Origin of the sequence: Mucilaginibacter sp. Mucisp86 (genome assembly GCF_047324315.1) — a bacterium.
GTDB lineage: Bacteria > Bacteroidota > Bacteroidia > Sphingobacteriales > Sphingobacteriaceae > Mucilaginibacter.
The window spans coordinates 2,119,276-2,139,564 of sequence record NZ_CP168503.1 but is presented as its reverse complement, the minus strand read 5'-3'; the positions used below and the strand labels follow the sequence as shown (position 1 = coordinate 2,139,564).

The 20,289-nt window shown below is 42.2% G+C and carries 18 protein-coding genes; 8 read left to right on the top strand and 10 right to left on the bottom strand.

Annotation, left to right across the window (positions count from 1 at the left end):
* Positions 1-36: 36 nt before the first annotated feature.
* Together ACEN9X_RS08930 and ACEN9X_RS08925 are read left to right on the top strand one after the other, a co-directional pair.
* Complete coding sequence (locus tag ACEN9X_RS08930; protein WP_413670039.1) at positions 37-1,452, top strand: pseudouridine synthase; 1,416 nt, start codon at positions 37-39, stop codon at positions 1,450-1,452.
* 80 nt (positions 1,453-1,532) lie between these two features.
* Positions 1,533-2,666 (top strand): lactonase family protein, encoded by a 1,134-nt coding sequence (locus ACEN9X_RS08925; protein ID WP_413670038.1) that lies wholly within the window; start codon positions 1,533-1,535, stop codon positions 2,664-2,666.
* Positions 2,667-2,835: 169 nt separating this feature from the next.
* Here ACEN9X_RS08925 and ACEN9X_RS08920 read toward each other — a convergent pair whose 3' ends face one another.
* The 4 genes from ACEN9X_RS08920 to ACEN9X_RS08905 all read right to left on the bottom strand — a co-directional run bounded on the left by ACEN9X_RS08920 (position 2,836) and on the right by ACEN9X_RS08905 (position 4,920).
* Entirely contained in the window at positions 2,836-3,321 is a 486-nt protein-coding gene (locus ACEN9X_RS08920; protein ID WP_413670037.1) for a hypothetical protein, read from the bottom strand.
* 49 nt (positions 3,322-3,370) lie between these two features.
* Entirely contained in the window at positions 3,371-3,538 is a 168-nt protein-coding gene (locus tag ACEN9X_RS08915; protein ID WP_413670036.1) for a hypothetical protein, read from the bottom strand.
* A gap of 180 nt (positions 3,539-3,718) precedes the next feature.
* Entirely contained in the window at positions 3,719-4,303 is a 585-nt protein-coding gene (locus ACEN9X_RS08910) for a non-canonical purine NTP diphosphatase (protein WP_413670035.1), read from the bottom strand.
* Between the two features lie 23 nt (positions 4,304-4,326).
* Positions 4,327-4,920, bottom strand: coding sequence for a hypothetical protein (locus ACEN9X_RS08905; RefSeq protein WP_413670034.1), 594 nt, complete (start codon positions 4,918-4,920; stop codon positions 4,327-4,329).
* A 177-nt stretch (positions 4,921-5,097) separates the two neighbouring features.
* On the opposite strand from ACEN9X_RS08905, the gene ACEN9X_RS08900 reads away from it, so the two are divergent.
* The gene (locus ACEN9X_RS08900; RefSeq protein ID WP_413670033.1) at positions 5,098-6,567 is read left to right on the top strand and encodes a peptidylprolyl isomerase; all 1,470 of its coding nucleotides are present in this window, start codon (positions 5,098-5,100) and stop codon (positions 6,565-6,567) included.
* Between the two features lie 4 nt (positions 6,568-6,571).
* A complete protein-coding gene (locus ACEN9X_RS08895) occupies positions 6,572-7,534 on the top strand; it encodes an AAA family ATPase (RefSeq protein WP_413670032.1) in 963 nt (320 codons plus the stop codon).
* A gap of 135 nt (positions 7,535-7,669) precedes the next feature.
* On the opposite strand, the gene ACEN9X_RS08890 is transcribed toward ACEN9X_RS08895, so the two are convergent.
* Complete coding sequence (locus ACEN9X_RS08890; RefSeq protein WP_413670031.1) at positions 7,670-8,533, bottom strand: hypothetical protein; 864 nt, start codon at positions 8,531-8,533, stop codon at positions 7,670-7,672.
* A 274-nt stretch (positions 8,534-8,807) separates the two neighbouring features.
* Here ACEN9X_RS08890 and ACEN9X_RS08885 point away from each other — a divergent pair, with 274 nt between their 5' ends.
* On the top strand, positions 8,808-9,482 hold the full coding sequence (locus tag ACEN9X_RS08885; protein ID WP_413670030.1) for a hypothetical protein: 675 nt from the start codon (positions 8,808-8,810) through the stop codon (positions 9,480-9,482).
* Between the two features lie 16 nt (positions 9,483-9,498).
* On the opposite strand, the gene cysS is transcribed toward ACEN9X_RS08885, so the two are convergent.
* The 5 genes from cysS to mutL all read right to left on the bottom strand — a co-directional run bounded on the left by cysS (position 9,499) and on the right by mutL (position 15,670).
* On the bottom strand, positions 9,499-10,965 hold the full coding sequence (gene cysS / locus ACEN9X_RS08880; RefSeq protein ID WP_413670029.1) for a cysteine--tRNA ligase: 1,467 nt from the start codon (positions 10,963-10,965) through the stop codon (positions 9,499-9,501).
* A gap of 85 nt (positions 10,966-11,050) precedes the next feature.
* Positions 11,051-12,160 (bottom strand): endonuclease/exonuclease/phosphatase family protein, encoded by a 1,110-nt coding sequence (locus ACEN9X_RS08875; RefSeq protein ID WP_413670028.1) that lies wholly within the window; start codon positions 12,158-12,160, stop codon positions 11,051-11,053.
* Entirely contained in the window at positions 12,161-13,033 is an 873-nt protein-coding gene (locus tag ACEN9X_RS08870; protein WP_413670027.1) for a rhomboid family intramembrane serine protease, read from the bottom strand.
* Positions 13,034-13,066: 33 nt separating this feature from the next.
* Positions 13,067-13,792: a rhomboid family intramembrane serine protease gene (locus tag ACEN9X_RS08865; RefSeq protein WP_413670026.1), complete on the bottom strand. Its 726-nt coding sequence runs from the start codon at positions 13,790-13,792 to the stop codon at positions 13,067-13,069.
* 18 nt (positions 13,793-13,810) lie between these two features.
* Entirely contained in the window at positions 13,811-15,670 is a 1,860-nt protein-coding gene (mutL, locus tag ACEN9X_RS08860) for a DNA mismatch repair endonuclease MutL (protein ID WP_413670025.1), read from the bottom strand.
* Between the two features lie 127 nt (positions 15,671-15,797).
* Between mutL and ACEN9X_RS08855 the strand changes: the two genes are divergently transcribed.
* From ACEN9X_RS08855 to ACEN9X_RS08845, 3 genes are all read left to right on the top strand, one after another.
* Positions 15,798-17,429 carry an amidohydrolase gene (locus tag ACEN9X_RS08855; protein WP_413670024.1) on the top strand — a complete coding sequence of 544 codons (1,632 nt, stop codon included), beginning with the start codon at positions 15,798-15,800 and terminating at the stop codon, positions 17,427-17,429.
* Positions 17,416-19,233 (top strand): serine hydrolase domain-containing protein, encoded by a 1,818-nt coding sequence (locus ACEN9X_RS08850; RefSeq protein ID WP_413670023.1) that lies wholly within the window; start codon positions 17,416-17,418, stop codon positions 19,231-19,233. The genes ACEN9X_RS08855 and ACEN9X_RS08850 overlap by 14 nt, the downstream gene beginning before the upstream one ends.
* 205 nt (positions 19,234-19,438) lie before the next feature.
* Positions 19,439-20,245, top strand: coding sequence for a helix-turn-helix domain-containing protein (locus ACEN9X_RS08845; RefSeq protein WP_413670022.1), 807 nt, complete (start codon positions 19,439-19,441; stop codon positions 20,243-20,245).
* The last annotated feature ends 44 nt before the right edge of the window (positions 20,246-20,289 follow it).

Below are 20,289 nucleotides of genomic sequence, written 5' to 3'. Positions count from 1 at the left end.
TGACCCTCACGCTGCGAAAGCGCTAAACAAAAAATTATGGTATTTAAGAGACCAGCAGGTAGTCGCGACGACAAACCCGGAAAGTCGTCATCAAGGAGTTCAAGATCCGACGACAGACCAAAAAAATCAGCATCAACCCCAAAAGGTAAAGCTACTCCAAACGGAGAGAAAAAAATATTTTCCAGGCCGGAAAAAACATTCCAAAGCAACAGGTTCAGTGACGATAAGCCCAAAAGCAATTTTAGGGATAGTTCATCATCTACCGATAAAAGATCAGGCGCCAAGTCAAGGCCATATAGTGGCAGGCCAACAAGTGGTGGCGACGACAGGCCGAAAAGAAACTTTAGCGGAGACAGTACCGGCGAAAGGAAATCATTTGGTAGTGCCCCACGCAAACCTTACAGCGGCAGGCCAACCAGCGATGATGAAAGGCCAAAAAGAAGCTTTGGCAGCGATGCACAAGGCGAAAAGAAACCTTACTCATCTCCGCGTACACGTTCGTCAGCAGGCTTTGAAGGTAAACCTAAGAGAAGCTTTGGCGGCGATGCAGGCGGCGAACGTAAGTTTGTACCAAGAGGAACCGAAGGCGGCTTCAAAAAACGTGAAGGTGGTTTTAAGGAAAAATCACCATTTGGCGAAAGACCACCACACAGACCACATGAAAGGGCTGCTGAACAGGATGCTCCTAAAACCATGCGTGGCCGTAAAAAAGCGGCAAGCAAAACAGAGGATGACGGACTGATCCGTTTAAACCGATATATATCAAACGCGGGCATCTGTTCACGTCGTAAGGCCGATGAATTGATCACTGCAGGTGTAGTATCAGTAAATGGCGAAGTGGTAACTGAGCTGGGCACAAAAGTGAACCCGCTTAAAGACACCATTAAATATAACGGCGAAACGCTTAAACGCGAAAAAATGGTTTATGTATTATTAAATAAACCAAAAGATTACATCACAACAACTGATGATCCGCAGGAGCGCCGTACAGTAATGCACCTGGTTGAAAAAGCTACCCGCGAGCGTATTTATCCGGTTGGCCGCCTTGACCGTAACACTACAGGTTTGTTATTGATGACTAACGATGGCGATTTAGCTGACAAGCTTTCGCACCCACGTAACAGCATCACCAAACTATACCAGGTTGAACTAAGCAAAAGTTTAAGCCAGGGCGATTTGAATAAGTTAACTTTCGGCCTTGAGCTGGAAGATGGTGTTATTAAACCTGATTCGGTATCATACGTTACCGGAGGTTCAAAACGCGAGATCGGCATCCAGATCCACAGCGGCAAAAACCGTATTGTGCGCCGTATGTTTGAGCACCTTGGTTATGAAGTAGTAAAGCTGGACAGGGTGGTTTATGCCAACCTTACCAAAAAAGACCTTCCGCGTGGCCGCTGGCGTTACCTTGATGAAAAAGAGGTGATCCAGTTAAAACACCTGATGAAATAATAAGATGCTCCGCTAAACAGCGGGGCATTTTTTTTGTCTATTTTACTATCTTGCACAGCAATAACCATCATTTATCAACCATGAAGAAATTCCTTTTGATCATAGCTATGCTTTCACCGGCGCTAATATTCGCCCAAAATAAAAAAACAGGGCCTAAAACTTTCGATCTTGTAGTAGGCACTTACACCACCGGCAAAAGCAAGGGCATTGTAGTGTACCGTTTTTACGCCGAAACCGGCAAGCTGGCCTACCTTAGTGAAATTGATGGTGTTAATAATCCGTCGTATTTAACATTAAGTGCCAACAATAAATTTATTTATGCCGTTAATGAGTTGCCAAAAGGCGAAGTAAGCGCGTTTTCGTTTGAGCCAAAAACAGGCAAAATGACTTTTATCAACAAGCAATCAACACTGGGTGCCGATCCATGCCACATCTCGGTTGATAAAGCGCAAAAAAACCTGATTATCGCCAACTACTCAAGCGGTAACGTTGCAGTGATGCCTTTAAATAAAGATGGATCGATAGCAAACGGGATGCAAACCGAGCACGATGGAGGGCATAGTGTAAACAAGGAACGGCAGGAATCGGCCCATGCGCATATGGCAGTTTTTACGCCCGACGAAAAATATGTGTTGTATAATGACCTGGGTACAGATAAGATAAATATTTACCGCTACCGCCCGTCAAAAGATCCCCGCATTGAACCTGCAACTCCGGCATTTGTTAGTGTTACCCCTGGCGAAGGCCCGAGGCACCTGGAGTTTTCGGCCGATAAAAAGACTGTTTACCTGGTAACTGAAATGGGATCGAACGTAATTGCGTTTGATTACAATAATGGTAAGTTGAAACAAAAACAATCTATCACGATGCTGCCTGATGGCTTTAGCGGACAAACCGCTGGTGCAGCTATCCACCTGTCGCCCGACGGCCGTTTTCTTTACGCTTCAAACCGTTTAGAAACCAACGAGATCAATATCTACTCGGTAAATCAGGAGACAGGCCTGCTTACCTTTGTGGCACGCCAATCAACTTTTGGTAAAAATCCGCGCGATTTTGCTATCGACCCAACAGGTAACTTCCTGATCGTGGCAAACCAAAACAGTGATAATATGTGGGTTTTCAGGATAGATCAAAACACCGGAAAACTTAACCAAACAGGTATAAAAGTTGATATCGGCAACCCTGTTTGTTTGAAATTTGCACCAGCGGAATAAGGTGAAAGGATAGTAGTAAGGTGAAAGGATAAAGGTAAAAGGCGAAAGGTTTTTGCCTTTAGCATAAATTGAAAAAGGCTAAGTTTAAGATTTCTTAAACTTAGCCTTTTGTTTTTATATCAGATAGAAAGGCACCTTTAACCTTTCGCCTTTGACCTTTAACCTAAAATTATGGGTTTTTAGTGAACGAATAAACAATATATCCGGTGCTGTTACCTACGGTAACCGGCGATTTCAAGGTCATTGCTGATCCGTCATTGTTCGCAATATCCAGGCGGTAACCTTCGGCTACGTTTTTGGCTTTATCACCTTCGTAAAGTTTTTTAAACTGAAATTGAGTACCGGTTGTACCGCCATTATAAACCGACCAGAATATGGTTTGAGATGTTCCGTTGGTTAACGTGTAGATACCATTACCGCTGTTGGTGAGTTTCCAGGTACTGCCTACAAAGGCTTCGGGCGGGGCCTGGTCAAATACGCTTTGTACTGCATTTTGTACAAGGCCATCATAACTTACATTATTGCAGGTCCAGGTGCCAACAAATTTACCGCGCGATACATTGGAGGTAGTAGTAGTGTTTTTAGTTGTTGAACAGGCCGAAATGACCAAAACAAGCGAAAAGATTGCGATTGAGGTTTGAATTAACTTTTTCATGACAGTATATTTTATGCATAAATAGCATAAATCCTGCCAAAATGCATAATTATAAATTTACTGCCTGCTGGCGGGTACGTTTTTCTAATTCGTTTAACCTTTTGTTTATTGATTCGGCAATTAGATCTGCCTCCCGCACTTTTTTAAGGCTATTAATAAACTTAGGATTGGTGTCCCTTGCCGATAAAATTTTACCGATCTGCTTGATAATGTTCATAGGTTACTCCTTATAGCTATATTTTACGGGATAGATGCAGGTAAGGTTGCATTATTTTTTTAAATATTGACTAATATTCGGTGAAACGTTTTATCTGACAAAAATAAAAAGCAATTTAAAAACGAAAGTCCTGTAAAACAGAGCTTTTAAGTATAAGTTAATCGGTAATTGATACCCTGCTTATTTTCCTGCTTCGTTTAAAAATGCGATCAGTTGTTCCATTGCTTTTGCGCGGTGACTGATAGCATTTTTTTCGGCCATGCTCATTTCGGCAAAAGTTATATCATAACCTTCAGGTTCAAAAATTGGATCATAGCCGAAGCCGCCAGTACCACTCACCTCTTGCCGGATTGTGCCTTCAACCGTACCTTCAAAAAAGTGTTCTTCGCCGTTCCAGATTAAAGAGATTACCGTGCGGAAGCGGGCTTTGCGGTTTGTTTCGCCTTTTAAATTTTCAAGTACTTTATTGATGTTAGCTGCGTGATTGCCATGTGCACCGGCATACCTGGCCGAGTATACGCCAGGTTCCCCATCCAAGGCATCTATTTCCAGTCCGCTGTCATCGCCGAAGCAGTTGAGCTTATACTCAGCATAAACGTGATGGCTTTTGATAGAGGCATTGGCTTTAAACGTAGTGCCTGTTTCCTCAATATCATCAAAACAGCCAATATCGTGCAGGGTTAAAAGCTGAATAGCCCCATTGAGTTTAGCCGAAACCTCATCAAGTTTATGACGGTTATTGGTTGCGAAAACTAATTGCTGCATAGTAATTTAATGATGAGTTTGCTTTATAATGTTTTTACCAGTTCCCAAAAGGTTTTTTTATACTCCACGTTGCTCATCATCTCATCAAACGAGTAACTGTAGAGTACGGTGATCCCGTTTGAGGTTACCGGTTTATTTGGTTTAAGCACTTTGATGTCCTGCGGAAGTGCGTCTCCTCCCAAAACAAGCACTTTGGTTGGCTTAAAAAATGGCTTCAGCTGGCTAAATTTAGTTTCACTGTAATTAGCCAGGTTAAATATAGCTACATCATCCGGGCCAAGCTCCTTACGTTTAAGGATGCTTTCAAGTGCTGTTAAATGCCCGGCATTTATAAACTCGTCGGTTTTATAATGTGTAAGTACCAGGAAGTTCTTTAGGTTTTGGCCTTTATACTTAAACTCAGCAACCGGCGTTTGTATTACAGGTTGAGGTTCAGGGGCTAAAGAAGGGCTGGCTGTTGCTGGTTCGGGTTTTGTATTTTCAATAACCGCGGATGGTGATTGTGCTATGGGAGGTTCAGGTTCGGCAATTTTATCATACAACATTTTATCTGCATTAAGCAGGTAAAGTTCATCCTCTAACAAAAAACGAAACGCGGCCGGGTTCTCAACTTTCACTTTAACAAATTTTAACCAAAAGTAGTTAAACGATCTCAAGCTTTATAGGCATATTAGCACAATTATAGCCTGCTGATTTTATAGAGAATTTTGTTCGGCTATAATTAATAAATTTTACCGAAATTCGTAGTTTTTAACGGGTTAACTATCCCGTTTTATTTAGCATAACAGCGTTACATGAGAAAGTTAGGAGTATTAGTACTTAGTTTTATTTTAACAATAACATTTGCAAAGGCACAGGTAGCATCAGACACGGCGGCAAAGAAACTGGTTAAAGCCGATTCGGTTATTGCACCCACACCCGGTAAAACGCTTGATAAAATTGCAGCAGTAGTTGGGAGCAGCCCTATATTGCTATCAGATATTGAATTGTCATATGCCAATTTCCTGGTGCAGGGTAATCAGCCCGATCCATCGGTTAAGGCCCGTATTTTACAAACATTGTTAACTCAAAAACTACTGGCCCAACAGGCTGCTATTGACAGTATTGAGGTAAAGGAAGAAGACGTTGATGCTAATGTTGACCGCCGTATGCGTGAAATGACTCAGCGTGCCGGCGGGCAGGAAAAACTGGAAGCATTTTTAGGCCGCTCGGTTATTCAGTACAAAGATGAGATCAGGCCCGACCTGAAAGAGCAAATGGTTGCTCAGAAAATGCAGCAGCACATTACCGAAAAACTGAACGTTACACCTCAGGATGTTAAAAAATATTACGACGGAATCCCTAAAGACAGCTTGCCTTCATTTAACAAAGAAGTTGAGGTTGGTGAAATTGTTTTTCAGCCTAAGTTAACCAAAGAAGAAAAAGATCTTTATAAAGCTAAAGCCGAAGAGTTAAGGCAACGTGTAAAAAAAGGTGAAGACTTTGGTACACTGGCAAGGCTTTACTCGCAGGACCCGGGCTCGGCACCAGAGGGTGGTGACCTTGGTTTTGCTGACCGTACCACTTTTGTGAAGGAGTTTACAGCTAATGCCTTTAAGCTAAAGGCTGGCGAGATTTCACCAGTGTTTGAAACCGATTTTGGTTTCCACTTTTTACAGGTAATTGAACGCCGCGGTGAGCAGGTGCATGTAAGGCATATCCTGGTTACACCGATAGTTACGCAGGCCAGTTTAGACAGGGCCAAAGCCAAGGCTGATAGTATTTATAATCTGCTTGTAAAAGATAAAAATATGGCTATTGATTTTTCAAGCGCGGCGGCATACTATTCAGATGATAAAGATACCAAATACAATGGCGGTATGATGCTGAATGCAGAAGATGTACAAAGCCGTTCAACATTTATCCCTACCGATAAACTTGACCCTAAAGTAGCGCTTATTACAGATACCATGAAAGTTGGCAGCATTTCAAAGCCTGATTTGTTTACCGGCGCCGATGGCAAAAAAAGCTATAAGATCTTGTTGCTTAAATCGGCAACCAATGCCCATAAAGCTAATTTAGAGCAGGATTTCCCTAAACTTAAGGAATATGCCTATAATGATAAGGTAAACAAAACTGTATCACAGTGGTTTGAAAAACGCCGCAAGGAAACTTTCATCAAAATTGATAAGGAGTATCAGCAATATGATGTGCTGAAGAAATGGGTAAACACCAATCCTACACTGGTAATCCCCGAAACCAAAATCAAATCATCATCTAAATAATTTTATGCAACACCGTTCTGATGTTGAAGCTGCAGACGCTTTAAAGCGGGCCTACCAGCAAATTCGTGCCGAAATAGGTAAAGTAATTGTAGGCCAGGATGAAGTGATCAAATTTGTGCTGATCTCTATTTTCAGTAACGGACATTGTTTATTGGTTGGTGTGCCCGGTCTTGCCAAAACGTTGCTGGTGCAAACGGTATCGCAGGTGCTCGACCTTGATTTTAAAAGAATCCAGTTTACGCCCGACCTGATGCCGTCAGACATCATCGGTTCAGAAATATTAGGTGAAGACCGTAACTTTAAATTTATTCCAGGCCCTGTTTTTTCAAACATTATCCTGGCCGATGAAATAAACCGTACACCGCCAAAAACACAGGCCGCCCTGCTTGAAGCCATGCAGGAAAAAGCGGTTACGGCAGCCGGTATTACCCATAAACTTGCCCAGCCATTTTTTGTGCTGGCCACCCAGAACCCAATTGAGCAGGAAGGCACCTACCCGTTGCCCGAAGCCCAATTGGATAGGTTCATGTTTAATGTCGCACTAAGCTATCCTTCTTTTAAAGAGGAGCTACAAGTAGTTAAGAATACCACGAGCACTAATAAAACCGAGGTTAATAAAATATTGAATGCCCAGCAGATCATTTATTTTCAGCAATTGGTACGTAATATCCCCGTTACTGATAATGTGATGGAATACGCGGTTAAGCTGGTATCAAAAACCCGCCCTAACAGTGAGTTTGCCACGCCTCAAATAAACCGTTTGTTAAGCTGGGGGGCAGGCCCAAGGGCATCGCAGTTTTTGGTATTAGGTGCCAAATGCCACGCCGTACTTAGCGGCAAATATTCGCCGGATATTGAAGATGTACAGGCCGTGGCTAAACCTATCTTGAGCCATCGTATAGTACGCAGCTACCACGCCGAAGCCGAAGGCTTATCTGCAGCTGATATTATCGAGCAGTTGTTTTAGTTGTCTGAATCAGAATTTACAGAATTTTTAGATTAACAGAATAACAAAGAGGCCTTGCAAATTTTGCAAGGCCTCTTTGTTTATTATAAAATTTTGAAAATTCTCTAATTCTGAAAATTCTGATTCAGACAATTATTATTCATTCTCAATCGGCGAGAAAATTTCAAGCAGGATATTCCACCTTTTAGCTTTGTCAATTTCCCAAACCCTTACATAGTTGTAGTTACCAACAACATTGCCTTTGGTAATACGGGCATGACCATAGGTATAAGCAAGATCGTTACTTGCAGCGCGGCCACCATCGGTTGTTTCGGCAGTAATGCTTATAGCTTCATTGTTAATAAACTTCATTACTACGTCGGTTCCTGTCATTGGCGGAAAGCCCGGGAAATAGTAACGGCCTTCGGGGCTTAAAAACTCTTTATAGCTGGCCATAGCCGATAAGGTTAAGCCATGATTAAAAGTTTTGTCGGTGCCTATAATAACATTTTTAGCACCGAAAGGGTCTTTGCTTGGGCCTGAACGCTGCGCCGGATCCGGCTCTTTAAAATCGGTAACGGCTTCTTCTTCGGCTTCGGGGTGTTGGATACCAAGGTCGATAAGGAGCTTTAGCTTACCATCGGTATTGGTACGCCAGATAGATACATAATCGCCATACACTTTATCATCATCGGTTTTGCCATTTTGATATACGTACGGGCCGGCGGTGAATGCCAGGTCGCCATTGGCCGAGATACGCGCAAATTTAGGTTCCCAGCTAAGCTTGCCAGCCTGTTTATCTATTTTGCTATAAAAGTCAACAATTTTAACAGCATCGGGCTTAAAAATAATGCCGTCGGGATCGGCAACTGCCAGGAAGCCCTCTTTTATTCCTTTACGTTCAACTAACTTATCAAAAGCTTGTTCAACACTAACTACCTTGTTTACATTAACAGCGTCCTGCGCAAGAGCAAAAACACTGTAACCAATAAATGTAGCAGCTAATATTATTTTCTTCATATTTATATTCGGGTTTTAGGGAGCAATTTAGTAATAAATTTTAAGTGGAAAACGCAATAGTCAAAATGCATTAAGCAAGTAACATAATTTAACAATAGAATTATTTTTTGCTTTATGCTGAAACGAAGATCTGGGCGAATAATTGCAGCGAGCGAGTTTGATCATCTGAAATAGGCGCAAATATTTGAATTTACTTTATGCTGAGTGAATAAAAATTAATTATCTTCATAACCAATCGCATCTGTTTTTGTTTAAACCAATATAAATTGCTTTCATGAAAAAATTTAACCTTTTCTGCGTAGTTGGATTTTTACTGCTATGTATACAGGCGAAGGCTCAATATTTATCCGATTACACCGGTCGGCCTTATTATCTTAAAACCAACAGTGAAATACAGGGAAATCCGCTGCTTACCGATAATTGGATGAAGGGTACCGTTGATTTCGCTAACGGTAAAACAGCCAATGCAATACTAAATTACAATGTTTATGGTGATGAACTACTATTTAAAAGCCCGCAGGATTCATCGGTTCAGGCATTTGTTGATCAGGTAAAGAGTTTTTCAATAAAAGGTGTTGTGCTGGAAGGAAGCGACCAAACGGATATTACATTTAGCAGCGGTTTTCCGGCAGTAGATGATCAAACAACAAAAACTTTTTACCAGGTGGTGGGAGATGGGAAAGTAAAGCTGCTGCGCTACTATAAAAAGAAAATACTTGAGTCTACCGGCTTTGCCTCGCAGGTAGCTACAAAAACCTTTATAACCGCAAACAGTTATTATTTATTCAGCGATAACAAAATTGCGAAAATCAAACCATCGCAAAAAACTATCCTGCCAGCGTTAAATGATAAAGCCGATAAAATGCAGGAATATATTAAAGCCAATAAGGTTGATTTTAAAAGCGATGTTGCATTAGCTAAATTATTCAGCTATTACAACTCGCTTTAAAATATGGTAACTGTTATCAGGCTTTGCTCCAGGTAGTGCCTTCCTTACTGTCTTTTAACTGGAAACCTATCTGCGATAAACCGTCGCGTATCTTATCTGAGGTAGCATAATCTTTATTGGATTTTGCTTCGCTGCGCAGATCTACAATAAAGTTTAATACTTTGGGTAAATCATCATTGGCAGCCTGTTCATTTTGCAGGCCCAGTACATCAACCACAAATAAATTCATCAATGCAGTTAACTGCTCAAGGTTAGCAGCATCAATTTTCATTTTGCCATCATATACTGAATTAATAATGCGTGAGGCTTCAAATAACTCGGCAATTAAAACAGGGCTGTTAAAATCATCGTTCATAGCCGCGTAGCAGCGTTCCATTAACGGTGCAATTTCAACTTCGGTAGTAGCAGAGGCTTTTAATCCGTCGTTAAGTAGTGCAAAGGCGTTCATGAGGCGTTTAAAACCTTTTTCAGACGCTTCCATGGCTTCGTTGCCAAAGTCAAGCGTGCTGCGGTAATGAGCCTGCAGCATGAAGAACCTTACCGTCATAGGGCTGTAGCCTTTGTTCAGTATAGAATTTTCGCCGCTGAACAGTTCATGCGGAAGAAAGCTGTTGCCCAATGATTTTGACATTTTTTGCCCGTTTACTGTAAGCATATTGGTATGCACCCAGTAATTTGCCGGGTTAGTGCCGCAGCAGGCCACGTTTTGAGCAATTTCGTTGGTATGGTGCGTTGGCACAAGATCAAGCCCGCCACCGTGAATATCAAAGTGGCTGCCAAGATACTTCTGGCTCATAGCCGAGCATTCCAGGTGCCAGCCCGGGAAGCCCACGCCCCATGGCGAAGGCCATTTCATCAGGTGCTCGGGCTTTGCTTTTATCCACAGGGCAAAATCAAGTTTGCCATGCTTTTCCTGCTGACCGCCAAGTGTACGGGTATTATTTAAAAGATCTTCAAGGTTACGGCCACTTAATATGCCATAGTCCTGGCTTTTGTTATATTTTTCAACATCAAAGTAAATGGAACCATCAACCTCATAGGCATAGCCTTTTTCAAGAATGGCTTTCACCATTTCTATCTGCTCAATGATATGCCCGGTTGCAGTAGGTTCTATACTTGGCGGCAGGTTGTTTAATACTTTCATTACATCCCTGAAACCAACAGTGTATTTTTGGACTATCTCCATTGGCTCAAGCTGTGCAAGCTTGGCCTTTTTTGCAATTTTGTCTTCGCCCTCGTCGCCCGCATCTCCCTCAAGGTGGCCGGCATCGGTAACGTTGCGCACGTAGCGCACCTTGTAGCCAATGGCTGTAAGGTACCTGAATATAAGGTCGAAAGATATATAAGTACGGCAGTTGCCTAAGTGAACATCGCTATAAACTGTAGGCCCGCAAACATACATGCCAACATGCGGCGCGTTAATGGGCTTAAATAATTCTTTTTTACGTGTTAAAGTGTTGTAAACAAACAAATTTTGTTGCATGAGCGCAAACTTACGATTTTTTCAATTTCAAGCTACGGCCCAGCCGCTTTCGGCTTTATTTTTACAAAGGAACGGCAATGGTTTATTAGTTCAATATGAGGTCGCTGCGTAATGGATAATGATCAGACAGTTTTTTTTCGATTACCTTGTAGTTGAAAACCGAAAATTGCTTGCTGCTCATGATATAATCTATCTGGTAATTAGGGAAATCGCCGTTATAGGTACGCCCTAAGCCCGAGCCTTTTTCGCGGAATGAATTGTTTAAGCCTTTGGCCATTTGGTTAACCGCGAATGATGATGGCGTATCATTAAAATCGCCGGCTATAATATATGGGTACGGACATTGGGCTGCATGCTCTTTTACTTTAAAAACCTGCTCGGCCCTTTTCATAAATGCAGTTTTCAGTTTGCTCCCGAGGCGTTTGGTTGATTTGATATCTGTTTTGCCTTTTTTGGATACGCTGTCGATATATTTATAGTCATCCGGATCAAAATTGATAGATTGCAGGTGTACATTGTAATACCTGAAAATTTTATCGCCCTTTTTAATATCGGCATATAAACACTGATTACCTGATGTTCTGTCAGCCGCCAAACGGATCATTCCCTTTGATATAATGGGGTATTTAGAAAAGATAGCCATTCCAATAGCTTCGAGACTGTTAAAGCTGAAAGGCTCAAAATAAAAGTTATTGCTACCTAAAATCTTACAAAGGGAATCCCGTGTTTCGTACTGGCCTTTGTTGCGTGTGTAAAACTCCTGGAAGCCTATTACATCCGGCTGCTCGTTGTCAATGAGCGACAGAATCTCATGTTTGGTCGAGATATCATTGCTGAACCCAAAATGCTTGAAATTATGCACATTATAGGTCATTACGTGCACTACATTGAGCCCGGGAGGTAATGAAAAGCTTGATTTAAACCTGAAACCGATATTGTTATTAAGTACTCCCCAGCCAAGTAAAATGCTGACCAACGAGAGCAGAAACTGCCAGCGTTTACGCAGCAGCCAGTACAACATCATAATTACATTGAGCAGTAGTATTGGAGGATAGGCGAGACCGAAGAAAGCAAATATCCAATACTTGCGGGGATCAATGGAAGGAGCTAAATAACCTATCAATAAAGCAAAACAGAAAAACAGGTTTATCCATAATAAAACCCTGCTGAAGATACTTTGCTTTTTTTTAATCATTTAGTCCTGTTTGCTTGCGCGCGATAAAATTTCCCGTTCCTGCTTGCTTAAACTGTTATATCCAGATTGCGATATTTTATCTAAAATGCGGTCAATCTCTTCCTGGCGTGGATAATCTGAGGCATTTTTACCCATATTATTTGAAACAACTTTCAGTTTAGGTTTTGATTTAAATAGTTTGGCTATACCGCCAACCCAATCGTGTCCCTTTTGCAGCTGTTTGATATACACAAATCCCATTAAAGCACCACCTATGTGGGCAATTTCGCCGCCGGCGTTTGCGCCAACTATGCCCAAAAAGTCAATAACAAGGATTACAAATACCAACCATTTTAATTTTACAGGCCCAAATAAAATTAATGATATTGTATAATCGGGCAGTAATGTAGCAGTTGCCACAACAATGGCCATTACGCTGGCCGATGCGCCAACAATGGTGCTGCTCTGCGCCGCATTAGCGCTGGTAAATGCAGGAAGCAAATTGAGGGCCAGCAAGTATAGTAACGCACCGGCAATACCGCCCATTAAATATAAACCTATAGTGCGCTTATTGCCAAGGTACTCCTCAAAGATCTGCCCCATCCAGTAAAGCCAAAGCATATTGAACAGGATATGGAGTACACCCGCATGCATGAACATATAGGTTAAGGGCGTCCAGAAGCGCTTAAGCAAATCGGGCAGGTATGCCGGCATATTCAGATACTTATCGGCGTAAAGTAAAATGATGCTACCTCCGAAATGCGTTAACAGTTGTTCAACTATTGCCGAAATATTTATTACCAGAAAAACAATCACATTGATGCCGATAAGCAAGTTCAGCCTATTGCCGGAGCGCAGCATTTTGTAGTGGATATTTTGCCAAAGAGTGCTCATAATAAAGCTGTATTACAAAGATAACTACTGTTATTAATAAAAATTGTTTGGCCGTTGTAATCGCCAAATTTTAACTAATAAAAACCCGATAAGCGCTCCGCCGAGGTGTGCAAAGTGCGCTACCGAATCACCGGAAAATTGTTTCACCCCTAAAAATAATTCCACCACCACATATACGGGAATAATGTATTTTGCCTTAACAGGTACGGGTATAAACAATATCATCAGTTCAAGATTTGGGAATAACATGCCAAAAGCTATCAACAAACCAAATATCGCACCTGATGCACCAACGATAGGTGTACCATAAATATCAAAAAGTTTCTGCGCATTTGCACCATATTCTAAATAAGATGATTGCAATGCAGGATGATCAATGGTAAAACTGCCGGTTATGCCATGCACTTCTATGGCCTGCACCGCTATCTGAAAAAGGATTGCTCCTATCCCGCATAAAAAATACAGGTTAAAGAAACGTTTTGAGCCGATGGCATATTCTACGATAGGGCCAAAAGAAAACAGGGCAAACATATTGAAGAAAATATGGCTCCAACCACCATGCAAGAACATGTAGGTGATAAGCTGCCACAGCTTAAAGTAAGGCGAATTAAAATAAAAACCGCCTAACAGCGGTACTATTTTAGCATCATAAAATTGGCCGAATAGTACAAATGGCAAAAAACATATAATATTTATAATCAGCAGGTTTTTAACAACAGGTGTAAGGTTGGCAAAAGGTGATTGATTGTATCCGTTCATATATAATTTAGCCCAAGGCTATTTTTCAAATCGTTCCATTAATTCGTTCATAGTAAAGGTACTGATTACGGGCTTACCGTTCAATGCCTGGTTAGGTGATTGACAGGCAAAAAGCTGGTCGATAAGCTGGTTCATTTCCTCTACTGATAATTTTGTTCCTGTTTTAATAGCGCCGTTACGGGCCAGTGAACGGGCAAGGTTATCACGTTTATCTAATTTAAGGATTGCCAGATTGTTTTTAAAACCTTCCAGCAAATGTTCTAACAGTTCATGTTCACCTACGTTATTTAGTTCGGCCGGGATTCCCTCAACAACTACTGTATTTTTCCCAAACTCGCGGATGTCAAATCCTAATGCGCGGATGTCAGGTAAAAGTTCTCTCAATAACTCAAAATCAGAACCATTTAGTGTTACCGATTGCGGAAATAAACTTTGCTGGCTTACCCCCGAATGATTTTGCAGCTGAAGCAAAAAGCGTTCGTACAAAATACGCTCATGCGCAGCCTGCTGGCTAATAAGCATAAAGCCCGATTTTATCGGCGACAGGATAAACCGGTTATGGATCTGGAACAGTTGGCGCTCACTTGGTTTGCTTACATCCTGTTCATCAATCGCTATGGTTTTTTCCTCGTGGATCTCATGTTGAAAAAGGGTTTCTTTTTTGCTGATCTCATACAGCGTATCCCAGTTTTGCGGTATCGGGTCTTTTTTATATCCACCACTATCCCTTAAAAAAGGATGTTCCTGCCTGGGCTTTTCTTCCTTGTTGGCAAAGGGATTAAAATCCGGATTAAAGGAAATGGTAGGCGCTATGATCTCTTCAAATGGCTTGGGGGTGATGAGGTGTTCAATGCTGTTTTCCTGGTCAAAATCTAAACTTGGCGTAATGTTATACCGGCCTAATGATCGTTTTACCGCCGAACGGATAATGGCGTAAATAGCCTTCTCGTCCTGGTATTTGATCTCTGTTTTAGTAGGATGCACGTTGATGTCGATCTTTGAAGGATCAATATCAATAAACAGTACATAAAACGGGAAGCAATCATCCGGTAGCAATTCTTCAAACGCCGTAGTTACTGCATGGTTAAGATATGAATCGCGGATGAAGCGGTTGTTTACAAAAAAGAACTGTTCGCCACGGGTTTTACGCGCAAACTCGGGCTTGCCCACAAAACCGCGCAGCTTAATGATGGTTGTCTCTTCTTCAACCGGAACAAGCCGCTGGTTATAATTATTGCCAAACAGGTGTACAATGCGCTGTTTAAGCGTAGTCCCCGGTAGGTGATAAACCTCCTGGCTGTCATGATGAAGGGTGAAAAATATCTGAGGGTTTGCTAATGCCACACGTTGAAACTCGTCAATAATATGACGCATCTCTACCGGGTTACTTTTTAAAAAGTTTCGGCGGGCTGGAGTGTTATAAAACAGATTTTTTACGGAGATAGAAGTGCCGGTATTAGCCGCGCATGGTTCCTGGCTTATCACTTCCGAACCTTCGATGGTTATACAGCTACCCAGCTCATCCTCATGGCGGCGGGTTTTAAGCTCAACCTGGGCAATAGCGGCGATAGATGCCATAGCCTCTCCCCTGAAACCCATGGTACGAATGGCAAACAGGTCATCGGCCTTACGTATTTTTGAAGTTGCATGGCGCTCAAAACACATGCGTGCATCGGTAAGGCTCATGCCACACCCATTATCAATAACCTGGATCAGTGATTTGCCGGCATCTTTAATAATAAGCTGGATTTTATCTGCACCTGCATCAATAGCGTTTTCAACCAATTCTTTTACTGCAGAAGCCGGTCGCTGCACTACTTCGCCTGCGGCAATCTGGTTGGCAACGGCATCCGGTAAAAGCTGAATAATGTCTGACATCTAAAAAAAATTCCCTTCAATTTCTATTTCGATGCTAAATTAAATATTTGATGGCATAACTTTATGATTTGATAGTTGTATATACTTTTGTGACTTAATACAATTACAATAATCATACAATCACTTTATGAAGAGACTATTGCCCGCGCTGCTATTACTGGCAGCAGCCTGCAAACAAAAGGAATACAATGCCGATATGCTGGTGAAAAACGCGGTTGTTTACACCGTAGATAGTAATTTTACAACAGCAAATGCATTTGTAGTAAGTGGTGGAAAGATCCTTGCAGTAGGCAATGCCGATTCCCTTGAACAAAAGTACAATGCCCGCGAAGTGCTTGATGCAAACGGTGCGGCTGTTTACCCTGGCTTTATTGATGCCCACGCTCATTTTTATGAGTATGGTATGGGCCTGCAGCAGGTAAACCTGGTAGGCACCCATAGCTGGCCCGAAATTATCGACTCGGTAAAAACTTACGCCGAGCGTAATACTGATGGCTGGATCATCGGTAATGGCTGGGATCAGAACGACTGGACTAATAAACATTTCCCTGATAAGGCAAAGCTGGATTCGCTGTTCCCGGTACGGCCGGTGATACTTAGCCGTGTTGACGGCCACGCCGCCATAGCCAACCAGGCGGCACTTAATATTGCCGGCGTTAAGCCCGGGCAAACTATTAATGGAGGCGAAATTGAAACCAGTAACGGAAAGCTTACCGGGATACTGGTTGATAACGCAGTGGGTATAGTTACCCGCAAAATTCCGGAGCCTACAGCAGCTATGGTAGATACAGCCCTCCTTTCGGCACAGAAAAATTGTTTTACTGTGGGGTTAACTACAATTGATGATTGCGGATTGCCTTACACCATGATAAATACAATTAATGAGCTGCAACATAAAGGCGACCTGAAAATGCGCCTGTATGTGATGCTGGCCGACAGACAGGAAAACTATGACTATCTTTTTAAACATGGCATCATTAAAACACCTGGTTTAAATGTAAGGGCTTTTAAGGTTTATGCTGATGGAGCGCTTGGGTCAAGAGGAGCATGTTTGTTAAAACCTTATGCCGACTCGGCCAAATGGAATGGCTTTTTGCTGAGCAGTCAAAAACATTTTGAAGAAATAGCACCAAAGATCGCAGCTCATGGTTTTCAGATGTGCACCCATGCCATCGGCGATTCGGCAGTGCGGGTGATGCTTAAAATTTATGCTGCTAACCTGAAAGGTAAAAACGATTTGAGATGGCGTATTGAGCACTCGCAAATAGTATCACCTCAAGACATTGATCAATTTGGAGCTTACAGCGTTATCCCATCGGTACAGCCCACCCATGCAACATCAGATATGTACTGGGCAGGCAAAAGGCTTGGCAGTGAAAGGCTTAAAACGGCTTATGCTTATAAACAATTGCTGAAGCAAAATGGATGGCTGCCGCTTGGTACCGATTTCCCGGTTGAGAATATTAACCCGCTTTATACGTTTTATGCAGCGGTTGAGCGTAAAGATCTGAAAGGTTTCCCCGAAGGTGGCTTCCAGCCCGAAAATGCTTTGAGCAGGATCGACGCATTAAAAGGTATGACCATCTGGGCTGCCAAAGCCAACTTTGAAGAAAAGGAAAAAGGCAGCATTGAACCTGGTAAGTTTGCCGATTTTGTGATATTGGATAAGGATATCATGAAAGTAAAGGGCAGCGAGATCTCAACAGTCAAAGTGACAAAAACCTATATAAACGGAGTTAAAGTATATGATAAAAAATAAATGGGGCCGTGTTCCTTTAGTACTATTAGGGTTTGCATTATTTAATACCGCTTGTGCTCAAAACCCGCCATTAACAGGGCAGGCCTTCATTGCCGAAGAAAGATTGGTTGGTAACTCAACTGTATTACTTAATAATGCCTCGTACCTGGTGCCACTGCAAAAGCTGGAGGAATTGAAAATTGCCAGTGTGCATTTCAGCAATCAATATGCTACTGTTTTTGATAGCCTGTTAAATAAATATAACAAAGTAGACCCGTTTGATGGCAACACCTATTCGGGCAATAAAACGCTGGCAAACCTTACTTCCGATCTGAAGTTTTATAATACCATCATAGTGCAGGTAAACGATGCTGATCTGAGTAACCCTGATTTGATCGACTTTATCAGCTCTAACCAAAAAAACAAGAATGTTATTGTCGCAGCTTTTGGTAATGGTTCAGTGTTAGGTAAGCTTGACGTGGTTAATGCCCCGGTGATCTGGACGGAGCGGGTATCCCAGGTATCGGCCATGTATAGTGCCGAAGCTATATTTGGGGGGATAGCTATTTCTCAAAAATTAACAAAAAACTACAGCCCAGTTTATAAAACCGGGATGGGGTTTATCACAGATAGAACCCGCCTTCAATATACTGTTCCGGAAGAGGCTGGCATCAACGCTGCCAATTTGCAGGGTATCGACAATATAGCACAGGAAGCTATCCGGGAACACGCTACGCCGGGCTGCGTGGTATTGGTTGCTAAAGATGGCAAAGTGATATTTAATAAAGCTTATGGCTATCACACTTATGATAATGCAATACCCGATAAGCTTACCGATATTTTTGACCTGGCCTCAATGACTAAGGTATCGGCAACTACTATGGAGGCTATGCAGCTTACCGATCAGGGCAAGTTAAGCCTTGAGAAAACCCTTGGCGATTACATTCCGCTGGCACGCAAAAGCAATAAGAATGATATCCAAATCCGCGAAGTGTTGCTGCATCAGGCTGGTTTAATTCCGGATATCCAATCGTTTGAAAAGGTGAAACCGACTGACCACAGTACCGATTCATCAGCTGCTTATCCTACAAAAGTATCAGACCATTATTATCTGCGTAAGGACTATTATAAAGATGTAATGTTCCCTGAGATGCTAAGTTCGCCCCTGAAAACGCGTGGGCAGTACGTATACAGTGATGTCAGCATGTTATTTATGCAGGAGGTGGTTGAAAATATTACTGCCGTACCGCTCAATATCTATGTGCAGCAACATTTTTATACACCGCTGGGGATGCAAACTGCAGGTTTTTTGCCCTTATACCGTTTTACGCCCGACAGGATAATACCAACCGAGAATGATAAGGAATACCGTATGTCGTTATTGGATGGTTATGTGCATGATCCAACATCGGCACTTTTAGGTGGGGTTGCCGGGCACGCCGGTTTATTTGCCAGTGCTAATGATGTGGCCATATTGTACCAAATGGTTTTAAACAAAGGCAGTTATGGCGGTACCCAGTATTTTAAGCCGGAAGTAGTTGATCTGTTTACTTCCAAACAATCGCCGGTAAGCCGCCGTGGTTTGGGATTTGACCGTTGGGACCCGATAGCCGACAGGCACTATCCCTCAAAATTGGCATCTGATCAAACTTATGGGCATACAGGTTTTACCGGCACCTGTATCTGGGTCGATCCGAAATATAATCTGGTTTATATATTCCTGTCAAACAGGGTAAATCCCTCTGTAGGCAGTAAATTAGGAAGCCTTAACATCAGGCCAAGGATTCAGGATGTGGTTTATGAGGCGATAGCTAAAGGATTGTAAGGGGATATCGAAATTCGAATGTTCTATTTCGGATTTTGATTTTTTAATGCCGCAAGCTTATATGTTTGCGGCATCTTTATTTTATAAGTTTCCTGGCGCACGTACGAAGAGCTGGAAAAGAACAAAGGGCGTTGTGCCTTTTAAACAATAAAGTGGTAACTTTATCTAATTCCGAAATCGAACATCCGAACTCCCAAATCAGAAGATGCGCTATTTCACCATCCAGCCGCCGGCCGAATTGAAACCTTATGTAAGATTTTACTGGGTGCTTGAGCATGAGCTGGGCGCTGATGAGCCATCATATATTTATCGTTCTGTTGCCGATGGGTGTACTGAAATGGTGTTTCACTATCGCTCTGCATTTAATGAGCTAACAGATAAGGGTAATCAAGATGCGGGTCCATCAGGTATCCAGTTTCAAACCACGCAATACCGGCGTTTTATTACAACCGAAAGCTTTGGCATTTTTGGTGCCTATATCTATCCTTTTGCCGTTCCTTATATTTTTAATATCCCCAGTAGTCAAACCAGCAACCTTGCGTTTGATTTTAATACTTTCTTAAACCGGCCGGGCCGGGAATTGGAAGAGCAAATTATGTTGGCCGCCGACAATTATAAACGGGCGGAGATCCTGTCGGCTTTTTTAATTGCCCGCTTACGTGAAAATGTGTTAAAAGATGATAGGATGGCGATAGCTATCAGGGATGTGATCCACAATAAACAGTACAGAACAGTTAGTCAACTGGCCGATGCTTATAACCTGTCTTCAAGGCAGTTTGACCGTAAGTTTAAGGAGGACGCAGGGTTTAGTCCCAAAACCTACATGCGGTTGGTGCGCCTGCAGGACGCATTGAGGCAGTACAATACCAATAAAACCCTGACTCAGATAGCTATGGAATGCGGATATTATGATCAGTCGCACTTTATTCATGATGTAAAGGAATTTACGGGTTATCATCCGGGCTTTTATTTTTCGGGCAAGGCCGAGGGAACTGAATACCGGGATGCATAATGTCCGGTTTTTACAATTTTGAGAGTTGTGAGGCGGCTAATTTT

What these genes read in the sequence shown, in the direction of transcription:
- ACEN9X_RS08930 (WP_413670039.1), top strand. Translation starts at nt 37, where the DNA reads ATGGTATTTAAGAGACCAGCAGGTAGTCGCGACGACAAACCCGGAAAG.
- ACEN9X_RS08925 (WP_413670038.1), top strand. Translation starts at nt 1,533, where the DNA reads ATGAAGAAATTCCTTTTGATCATAGCTATGCTTTCACCGGCGCTAATA.
- ACEN9X_RS08920 (WP_413670037.1), bottom strand. Translation starts at nt 3,321, where the DNA reads ATGAAAAAGTTAATTCAAACCTCAATCGCAATCTTTTCGCTTGTTTTG.
- ACEN9X_RS08915 (WP_413670036.1), bottom strand. Translation starts at nt 3,538, where the DNA reads ATGAACATTATCAAGCAGATCGGTAAAATTTTATCGGCAAGGGACACC.
- ACEN9X_RS08910 (WP_413670035.1), bottom strand. Translation starts at nt 4,303, where the DNA reads ATGCAGCAATTAGTTTTCGCAACCAATAACCGTCATAAACTTGATGAG.
- ACEN9X_RS08900 (WP_413670033.1), top strand. Translation starts at nt 5,098, where the DNA reads ATGAGAAAGTTAGGAGTATTAGTACTTAGTTTTATTTTAACAATAACA.
- ACEN9X_RS08895 (WP_413670032.1), top strand. Translation starts at nt 6,572, where the DNA reads ATGCAACACCGTTCTGATGTTGAAGCTGCAGACGCTTTAAAGCGGGCC.
- ACEN9X_RS08890 (WP_413670031.1), bottom strand. Translation starts at nt 8,533, where the DNA reads ATGAAGAAAATAATATTAGCTGCTACATTTATTGGTTACAGTGTTTTT.
- ACEN9X_RS08885 (WP_413670030.1), top strand. Translation starts at nt 8,808, where the DNA reads ATGAAAAAATTTAACCTTTTCTGCGTAGTTGGATTTTTACTGCTATGT.
- cysS (WP_413670029.1), bottom strand. Translation starts at nt 10,965, where the DNA reads ATGCAACAAAATTTGTTTGTTTACAACACTTTAACACGTAAAAAAGAA.
- ACEN9X_RS08875 (WP_413670028.1), bottom strand. Translation starts at nt 12,160, where the DNA reads ATGATTAAAAAAAAGCAAAGTATCTTCAGCAGGGTTTTATTATGGATA.
- ACEN9X_RS08870 (WP_413670027.1), bottom strand. Translation starts at nt 13,033, where the DNA reads ATGAGCACTCTTTGGCAAAATATCCACTACAAAATGCTGCGCTCCGGC.
- ACEN9X_RS08865 (WP_413670026.1), bottom strand. Translation starts at nt 13,792, where the DNA reads ATGAACGGATACAATCAATCACCTTTTGCCAACCTTACACCTGTTGTT.
- mutL (WP_413670025.1), bottom strand. Translation starts at nt 15,670, where the DNA reads ATGTCAGACATTATTCAGCTTTTACCGGATGCCGTTGCCAACCAGATT.
- ACEN9X_RS08855 (WP_413670024.1), top strand. Translation starts at nt 15,798, where the DNA reads ATGAAGAGACTATTGCCCGCGCTGCTATTACTGGCAGCAGCCTGCAAA.
- ACEN9X_RS08850 (WP_413670023.1), top strand. Translation starts at nt 17,416, where the DNA reads ATGATAAAAAATAAATGGGGCCGTGTTCCTTTAGTACTATTAGGGTTT.
- ACEN9X_RS08845 (WP_413670022.1), top strand. Translation starts at nt 19,439, where the DNA reads ATGCGCTATTTCACCATCCAGCCGCCGGCCGAATTGAAACCTTATGTA.